Annotated in this window: 1 protein-coding gene; it reads right to left on the minus strand. The window is 47.6% G+C overall.

Translation table 11 applies throughout. The features are described 5' to 3' along the window. Window positions 1-605 (minus strand): divergent polysaccharide deacetylase family protein (locus tag HP456_RS24695; RefSeq protein WP_312857817.1); only part of this gene is annotated, 605 nt, incomplete at its 3' end. Window positions 606-611: the final 6 nt, after the last annotated feature.

Here is a 611-nt window from a genome sequence, read left to right on the forward strand (position 1 = left end):
ATTCCCGTTATCCCTACATGACCGATCGCTACCGTGCTTTCATCATTATCCAATTCATGCGATAGTCGTTTCGCCTGCTTTCCAATATGCCGGAGTGTGTATATATCATCGAAGAATAATTCATTTTCAAGATAGGGTACCTTAAGTTCTTTCGCCAGCTTCGGGATGACACTCTTGCCTGTTGTTTTACTATCAAGGTAGAACAGACCTCTCTCTTTACATACCTCGAGCACAATTCTCATGACCCGTTCATCTGATGTCGCCTTCGATCCCATATGGTGATTGACGCCAACGGCATAAGGAACATCTTCAATCGCTTTTTCCACTCTGCTCCGAATCTCTTTATTTGATAATGCAGTCGTGATTGCACCGGGTCCGAGCCAGCTTGCCTTACCGGATAACGGCTCCATGGGGAGGTGGACAATTACCTCATGCCCCAGCCTGTGGGCCATTTCTCCATCCTCTTTCGTCGTCGGTAAAAACGGCATAATGGCTAGGGTAAGCGTTACCGGCAGATGAAGGATTTCCTCTGTTCCCTCCATATCATTTCCCAAGTCGTCGATCACAATGGCCAGCTCCTTATGATGTGCCGGCAGCGGCAGGATATTTCT

Source organism: Bacillus haikouensis, from assembly GCF_013179555.1.
In the GTDB taxonomy this organism is placed as follows: Bacteria; Bacillota; Bacilli; order Bacillales; family Bacillaceae_B; genus Rossellomorea; species Rossellomorea haikouensis_A.